The 7146-nt window shown below is 72.7% G+C and carries 8 protein-coding genes; 2 read left to right on the top strand and 6 right to left on the bottom strand.

Annotation, left to right across the window (positions count from 1 at the left end; genetic code table 11):
* Positions 1-8 precede the first annotated feature (8 nt).
* Positions 9-899, bottom strand: a complete 891-nt coding sequence (locus ACJOT3_RS30250) for a hypothetical protein (protein WP_406976545.1) — start codon at positions 897-899, stop codon at positions 9-11.
* Positions 900-946: 47 nt separating this feature from the next.
* On the bottom strand, positions 947-1672 hold the full coding sequence (locus ACJOT3_RS30245) for a helix-turn-helix domain-containing protein (protein WP_406976544.1): 726 nt from the start codon (positions 1670-1672) through the stop codon (positions 947-949).
* A 146-nt stretch (positions 1673-1818) separates the two neighbouring features.
* Between ACJOT3_RS30245 and ACJOT3_RS30240 the strand changes: the two genes are divergently transcribed.
* A complete protein-coding gene (locus tag ACJOT3_RS30240; RefSeq protein ID WP_406976543.1) occupies positions 1819-2046 on the top strand; it encodes a hypothetical protein in 228 nt (75 codons plus the stop codon).
* A gap of 78 nt (positions 2047-2124) precedes the next feature.
* Here the strand turns inward: ACJOT3_RS30240 and ACJOT3_RS30235 are convergent, their stop codons facing one another.
* From ACJOT3_RS30235 to ACJOT3_RS30220, 4 genes are all read right to left on the bottom strand, one after another.
* Positions 2125-3153, bottom strand: coding sequence for a GDSL-type esterase/lipase family protein (locus tag ACJOT3_RS30235; RefSeq protein WP_406976542.1), 1029 nt, complete (start codon positions 3151-3153; stop codon positions 2125-2127).
* 84 nt (positions 3154-3237) lie between these two features.
* Positions 3238-3741 carry a MarR family winged helix-turn-helix transcriptional regulator gene (locus ACJOT3_RS30230; RefSeq protein ID WP_406976541.1) on the bottom strand — a complete coding sequence of 168 codons (504 nt, stop codon included), beginning with the start codon at positions 3739-3741 and terminating at the stop codon, positions 3238-3240.
* Positions 3742-3852: 111 nt separating this feature from the next.
* Positions 3853-4503: a TetR family transcriptional regulator gene (locus ACJOT3_RS30225; RefSeq protein ID WP_406976540.1), complete on the bottom strand. Its 651-nt coding sequence runs from the start codon at positions 4501-4503 to the stop codon at positions 3853-3855.
* 14 nt (positions 4504-4517) lie between these two features.
* Complete coding sequence (locus tag ACJOT3_RS30220; RefSeq protein ID WP_406976539.1) at positions 4518-5516, bottom strand: acyl-CoA desaturase; 999 nt, start codon at positions 5514-5516, stop codon at positions 4518-4520.
* Positions 5517-6141: 625 nt separating this feature from the next.
* On the opposite strand from ACJOT3_RS30220, the gene ACJOT3_RS30215 reads away from it, so the two are divergent.
* A partial coding sequence (locus tag ACJOT3_RS30215) for an NTP transferase domain-containing protein (RefSeq protein ID WP_406976546.1) occupies positions 6142-7146 on the top strand: 1005 nt, incomplete at its 3' end.

Below are 7146 nucleotides of genomic sequence, written 5' to 3'. Positions count from 1 at the left end.
GGGACGGCTCAGCGGCCGTTGGCGCGCAGGGTCTCCACCGCGTTCACGGTGGCGTACCCCCGCCACTCCAGCGCGGCGGCGGGGGAGTAGGGCGTGAAGTCGACGGTCCAGCCGCCGTCGGGGCCCTGCCCCCGCTCCAGGCGGTCGAGGTCGGCGGCGACGGCCCCAGCGTCCAAGTGCTCCCGGACCGGGCGGCCGGGCACGGCCGCGTAGTCGAGCGGGTGGAGCGTCTCGCCCTCCGCGCCCCCGGCCACGGGGACCCGGCCGTCGGCGGGCACGAACCGCGCCAGGCCGTGCAGCAGATCGACGGCCTCGGGCCGGGTGTCGGCGACGGCGTCCAGGAACCCCAGCGCGAACGACAGCACGTACGCGAAGGGCGTCTCCTCGACGGCGGCGATCTCCTTGAGGCAGTACTCCGTCGCGGTCGCGAGCCACGGGTGGTCCGCGATCCGGGGATCCGCCCGGGCCGCCCGGTGGGCCTGCGCGGTGATCGCGGCCGTGATCTGCAAGGACGACGCGTGCGGGTCGGCCGACACCCAGAAGGGCGCGCAGGCGGTCGGGTCCGTGACGGGGAGCGCGAACGGCAGCCCGCCGTCGGGCAGGGTCGCCGCGGCCAGCCAGTCCAGCAGCGCCGGGGTGTGCGGGGACGCCGCGGGGGCGGCGTCCGCCAGCGCCTCCAGGGCGTGCTGGGCGCCGCCGGGCTGGCTCTCGGGGGAGCGCAGATCGGGTTCCAGGCCGTGGCCGTAGCCGCCGTCGGGGTTGCGGTACCCGTCCAGCGCCGCGAGGACGGCGGGGCCGGTGTGCTCGGTGGGGCTGACGAGGTGCTCGAAGCGCCGCCGGTCCAGCAGGCGGGCGTGCCCGGCCATGAAGGCGGACGCCCGGTCGGTGTCGATGCTCATACCGCCACCCTGCCGCGTGCCGCGGCCCCGGGTCTTGAACGAAACGGTCAGCCGCCGTCCAGCAGCCTCCCCGGCGGCAGCCCGGCCAACCGCCCGGCCTCGCGGGTGAAGTGCGCCTGGTCGGCGTACCCGGCGAGGGCGGCGGCCTCGCCCAGCGGCGTTCCGGACCGGGCCAGGCGCAGGGCGCGCTGGAAGCGGTGGACGGACATGAGGGTCTTGGGGCCGTAGCCGAAGACGCGGTCGCAGGTGCGCCGCAGGGTGCGCGCGGACATCCCGTGCTCCCGGGCGATCGCGTCCGCCGTGGCGCGGGTGCGGGCGGCCCGGTCCAGGGAGGCGGCCAGGCGCAGCGCCGAGCGGTCGGGGTCGGCGCGCCGCCATAGCGCGGCGAAGGCGCGTTCCAGGGTCGCGGCCGGATCGGCGGTCCGCGGCAGCGGGGGCAGGCGGACCAGGTCGGCCAGGTCGACGCGGCGGTCGGCCAGCTCGCGGGCGGGGACGCCGAGCAGCGCGTGCGCCGTCCCGGGGGCCAGCCGCAGACCCCAGGTCGCCTCGCCGGGGCGGGGCTCGCCGACCTGCGCGGCGGTGTCGGGCCCGGCCACCACGAGGCGGCCGCGGTGCCACATGAGGTCCATCGCGGCGTCGGGCAGCACCCGGTGGACGGCTTCGCCGGCGGGCGGGACCGCGGCCGGGGGCCGCCCGTCGAGGGTGGTGGCGGGCGACGGGCGGACCCGCCACAGGACCCCCGACCGCCCTCGCCGCTCCCGGTATTCGGTCACCCTCCGAGCCTACTGGTACGACCCTCATCGAAGTTCCACGGACGCTGACAGTGCCTATAATGTCCGGAAAGGGACGGTAGGCATGCTTTGCCGCGGATTCCCTCCGACGCGGCGTGTCCGACCCCCGCGCCGGTTACCGTGGCGGCATGGTCATGTGGGCTTCGGACAACCGGGCGGGGAAGGTGCGGGAGGGGTTGACCCTGCTGCTGTCGCAGGGGCTGATCGACGATTTCGAGATCCGCCCCGACGACGAGTACCCCTACCGCGTCACCATGCCCGTCGGCGTCATCCCCCTCACCGAGCACCAGGCCGCGCACTTCCTCCTCGGCGCCGTCACCGCCCGCTTCGGCCCCCTCGCCCGCCGCACCCCCTGACCGCCGCACCCCCCGCCGTGCACGCCGAAGGCGCCGGACCGTGGGGTTCCGGCGCCCTCGGGCGGGTGTGGGGCGGGGTCAGTGGACCAGGGCGGCGAACTCCTCGGCGATGACCGTGGCCCCGGCCTTGTTGGTGTGGATGTCCGGGCCCAGGTCCACGTTGCACATCCACGTGTAGTCGCAGATCGCCTGGAGGTTGACCGGCATGGCGCCCTCCTCCGGGACGTCGAAGTCGGCGGAGTCGAACGCCGCCTCCACGTCGGCGACGTCGATGTCCTCGGCGGCGTAGGCCTCGCGCAGGGACTCGTTCAGGGTCTGGAGGACCTCGGTGGCGTACCCGGCGAAGGTCGCGTCGAAGGGGATCTCGCCCTCGACCTCGCCCAGCCCCGGCCCCGCCTCCGGGTCGATCGTGGCGGCCTCCGACGGCTCGGCCTCCCCGCCGTCCGCGGTGTCCTCCTCGCCGTCCGCGGGCTCCCCGGCCTCCAGGAGCATCGCGGCCAGGAACGGGTTGTAGTAGGTCATCGCGATGATCTGGGTGTCCGGGCCGGCGGCGGCGCGCAGACGGGACGCGATCTCGGGCACCTCGGACTCGATGCGCTCCAGCCCCTCGTCGATGCACGCGGTGTCGACGACGGGGCGCCCGCCGGTCTCCACGTTGTCGATGCCCACGACGCAGCCGGTGAAGTTGTTGCCGCCGATGGTCAGGGTGACCAGGTCCACCCGGCCCTCGTGTTCGGCGAGGAACTCCTCGGCCACCTCGATCTGCGAGCGGCCGTCGTACCGCTCGCCGCAGCGGGGGATCCCGCCTTCGAGGAACGTCGTGGTGTCCTCGCCGCCGCAGCCGCTGCGTTCGTGGCGCAGCGTCGAGTCGCCGTCGTACAGGGTGCGGTACAGGATGTCCGTGTACCCGTCGGCGGTCTCGGCCCCGGGGCCCTCCTCGGTGGGCTGCACGCCCACCGTCAGCGAGTCGCCCAGGGAGAGGTAGTACCGCTCCTGGGTCCCCGCCGAGGTGTCCTCACCGTCGCCGCCCGCGCAACCGGTCGCCGCCAGCGCGGTCGCGGCCACCGCGACGAGGGCGGCGTACCGGATGTTCCACCGGATTCTCACTGTCGTTCTCCAACCAGATGAAGCCAAGGGGGTGCGCGCCCGGGGCGGTCCCGGTGAGAGGACGGATACCGCCGGGTAACACACTTACCGACTGGAAGGTTCGGTGTCGAGGGGGACCAGGAGGCATCTCAGTAACGATGCGAGCCGTTCGCGCTCCTGCGCGGGCATCGGGGCCAGGAGCGTCTCCTCGTAGCTGAGCAGTGACTCCAGCGCCGCGTCGATGCGCTCGGCGCCCTTGTCGGTCAGGCGCACCAGCACCCCGCGCTTGTCGGCGGGGTCGGGGCGGCGGCGCACCAGCCCGGCGGCGGCCAGCCGGTCGACCCGGTTGGTCATGGTCCCGGAGGTCACCAGGGTGGCGCGCAGCAGTCGGCCCGGGCTCAGCTCGTAGGGCGGGCCGGAGCGGCGCAGCTCGGCCAGGACGTCGAACTCCCAGGGCTCCAGGGAGTGTTCGGTGAACACGGTCCGCCGGGCCCTGTCCAGGTGTCGGGCGAGCCGGGACACCCGGCTGAGCACTTCGAGCGGCGTCACGTCCACGTCCGGCCGCTCGGCGCGCCACGCCTCGATCAGCCCATCCACCTCATCGCGCATGGACCCAGCATATCTCTTGACATCAAGATAGTGGGGCGGGTATGCGATGCACACCCGCCCCACAGGAGACTCCACGCCCCGGCCGTTCGTTCCCGGCGGCTCCGCTCGTTCCTAGCGGCTCCGCTTGGTCCGCAGCCGCGGCTTGGCCTCCAGGCTCGACAGCCCGTTCCACGCCAGGTTGACCAGGTGCGCCGCCACCACCTCGCGCTTGGGCCTGCGCACCTCCAGCCACCACTGGCCGGTCAGTGCCCACATGCCCACCAGCGCCTGGGCGTACATGGGGGCGAGCGCGGGGTCATAGCCCCGCTCGGCGAACTCGTCCACCATGATGTACTCGACCTGGCTGGCGATGTCGTTGATCAGGCTGGCGAAGCTCCCCGTCCCGGAGGCCACGTGCGAGTCGCGGGTGAGCACCCGGAACCCGACCGTGTTCTCCTCGACGTAGCGCAGCAGGGCCAGGGCCGCCTTCTCGATCTTGTTGCGGGCGCTGTCGGCGGTGAGGGCCTCCGAGACCATGCCCACCAGGGTGCGCATCTCCTGGTCGACGACGACCGCGTAGATGCCCTCCTTGCCGCCGAAGTGCTCGTACACCACGGGCTTGGACACGCCCGCCCGTGCGGCGATCTCCTCCACGGAGGTCGCGTCGAACCCTCGTTCGGCGAACAGCTCCCGGCCGATCTCCAGCAGCTGTCGCCTACGCTCCTCGCCCGTCATGCGCTTGCGGCGCACACGGACCCTCTGCTCGCTGTCGGCTGCTCCCATGATGGTCAAGAATCCTAAACGCTGACCCGCTTGGCGGCGAGTCGCTCGTTGTCGGGCCAGCGGACCTTGGTGGCCCAGCCGAACTTCTCGAAGAACCAGATGATCCGCGCCGAGATGTCGATCTGGCCCTTGAGCACACCGTGCCGGGCGCAGGTCGGGTCGGCGTGGTGCAGGTTGTGCCAGGACTCGCCGAACGACGGGATGGCCAGCCACCACACGTTGCGGGAGCGGTCGCGCACCTCGAAGTTCTCCTCGCCGATGGTGTGGCAGATGGAGTTGATCGACCAGGTCACGTGGTGCAGCAGCGCCACCCGGACCAGGCTGGCCCAGAAGAACGCGGTGACCGCGCCCCACCAGGACATGGTGACCAGGCCGCCGATGAGCGCCGGGGCGAACAGGGAGAAGAGCACGAGCGGGCCGAACAGCCTGTCGACGAGGACGACGTCCTTGTCCTTGAGCAGGTCCGGGGCGAAGCGGCGGGGCGAGGTCTTCTTGTCGTCCAGGTACATCCACGCCATGTGCGCGTAGTACAGGCCCTTGGCGACGGACTTCCAGTCGTCGCCGAACCGCCACGGCGAGTGCGGGTCGCCCTCGGCGTCCGCGTACTTGTGGTGGCGGCGGTGGTCGGCCACCCACTTGATGACGCTGCCCTCGATGGCCAGCGATCCGGCGACCGCGAGCGCGATCTTGAGCGGGCGGTTGGCGCGGAACGAGCCGTGGGTGAAGTGGCGGTGGAAGCCGACCGTGATGCCCAGACCGCTGATCACGTAGAAGACCGTGGCGATGGCGATGTCGACCAGGCTCAGGCCCCAGCCCCAGAAGAACGGGACGGAGGCGAGCAGCGCGATGAGCGGGATGAACACGAACGCGAACACGGTGAAGCGCTCGGCGCGCCCGCGCAGCTCGGGCTCGTACTCGGGGATCGGGGCGCGCTTGGCGGCGGTCGTCTCGGCGGTGGCCTCGGCCGCGGTGGCGGCCGGCCCCCCGGTGGGCGTCTCGGGTACGGCGGTCATGAATCCCTGCCTCGTGATCGGAAACGTCGTGCGTTCGTCGTCTGTTCGTCTGTGAGGTCAGGGCGTGCCGGGAGCGCGCGGGCATCCGTCGCGACGGCCCAACCTATACCTACGTAACCGTAACCTACGAAGCCGTAGGTTTGGCAAGGGCTGTTGCGAAGGCGCTATCTTGGTGACCGTCATGTCGGCGCGGGGATCCGCGCCCGGCGTGTTCCCGGATGATGTAATCGGCAGCATGTGGGGTTTTGGTCCCCATCGTCCAGGTTCGAGCCCTGGTCCGGGAGCAGACGCGCCCACCGGCGATCGCCGGACCCGCCCCCCGCCGGGCCATCTCCTGTCGGCCCTCTCTCCCGCCGGACCCGGTGGACACCTCCCGGGCCGACGCGGCGCACATCACATCCCTCCCCGGTCCCTCCCGCAACAGAGCCCGTGAGCGGGCGACGCGCGCGACCGCCCCCTCGCCAGGGCCGTCTCCACCGCCGGGGGCCTGTGACGCGGATGTATCCTTCCCATGTCGGCCGCACGACGCGTCGTCGCCGTGCGCGGCATGAGGGACGACACCCCGCCGAAGGCCGAATGCGAGATCGTCTTCTTCCTAGCCAGCTATCACGAGGGGTCTCCTCCAGTGAGCGTGAACCGCCCGGCTGCCGTCATCGTCCTCGCCGCGGGCGAGGGCACCCGGATGAAGTCCCAACTCCCCAAGGTGCTCCACGAGATCGGCGGCCGCAGCCTGGTCGGCCACGTGCTGGCCGCCGCCGGCGAACTCGATCCGCTGCACACGGTCGTCGTCCTCGGACACGCCCGCGAGCGCATCGCCGAGCACCTGGCGCAGATCGCCCCCGCGGCCGTCACCGCCATCCAGGAGGAGCAGAAGGGCACCGGGCACGCGGTGCGCATGGCCCTGGAGGACCTGGCCCGCCAGGGCATCGAACCCACCGGCACCGTCGTCCTCACCTGCGGCGACACCCCGCTGCTGCGCGGCGCCACGCTCGCCGAGCTGGTCTCCTTCCACGAGAAGGAGGGCAACGCCGTCACCGTCCTGTCGGCCCGCGTCCCCGACCCCCACGGCTACGGGCGCATCGTCCGCGACGCCGACGGCGACTTCACCTCCATCGTCGAGCAGGCCGACGGCACCCCCGCCGAACTCGCCGTCGACGAGATCAACTCCGGCATGTACGCCTTCGACGGCGCCCTGCTGGCCCGGGTCGTGCAGCGCATCGGCAGCGACAACGCCAAGGGCGAGGAGTACCTCACCGACGCCATCGCGCTGCTGCGCGGCGACGGCCACCGGGTCGGTGCCTGGGCCGCGCGGGACGCCGACGAGGTCCAGGGCGTCAACAACCGCGTCCACCTCGCCGAGGCCCGCCGCCTGCTCAACGACCGCCTCCTGCGCGAGCACATGCTCGCCGGGGTCACCGTCGTGGACCCCGCCACGACCTGGGTCGACGTCGACGTGCGCATCGGCCGCGACACCCTCGTCGAGCCCGGCACCCGCCTGCGCGGCACCACCGCCATCGGCGAGGACGCGGTCATCGGCCCCGACACCGACCTGGCCGACACCGTCGTGGGCGACGGCGCCAAGGTCCGCCGGACCACCGCGGACCGCGCCGAGATCGGCCCCGGGGCCGAC

It is taken from the genome of Nocardiopsis protaetiae (assembly GCF_045446735.1).
Lineage (GTDB): Bacteria > Actinomycetota > Actinomycetes > Streptosporangiales > Streptosporangiaceae > Nocardiopsis > Nocardiopsis protaetiae.
Note: the sequence above shows the minus strand (reverse complement) of the source record. Positions and strands in the feature narration are given on the sequence as shown.

Bases quoted from the DNA above. Each gene is read 5' to 3' on its own strand.
- ACJOT3_RS30220 (WP_406976539.1), bottom strand. From the start codon at position 5,516: ATGACCGCCGTACCCGAGACGCCCACCGGGGGGCCGGCCGCCACCGCG.
- ACJOT3_RS30240 (WP_406976543.1), top strand. From the start codon at position 1,819: ATGGTCATGTGGGCTTCGGACAACCGGGCGGGGAAGGTGCGGGAGGGG.
- ACJOT3_RS30225 (WP_406976540.1), bottom strand. From the start codon at position 4,503: ATGGGAGCAGCCGACAGCGAGCAGAGGGTCCGTGTGCGCCGCAAGCGC.
- ACJOT3_RS30250 (WP_406976545.1), bottom strand. From the start codon at position 899: ATGAGCATCGACACCGACCGGGCGTCCGCCTTCATGGCCGGGCACGCC.
- ACJOT3_RS30230 (WP_406976541.1), bottom strand. From the start codon at position 3,741: ATGCGCGATGAGGTGGATGGGCTGATCGAGGCGTGGCGCGCCGAGCGG.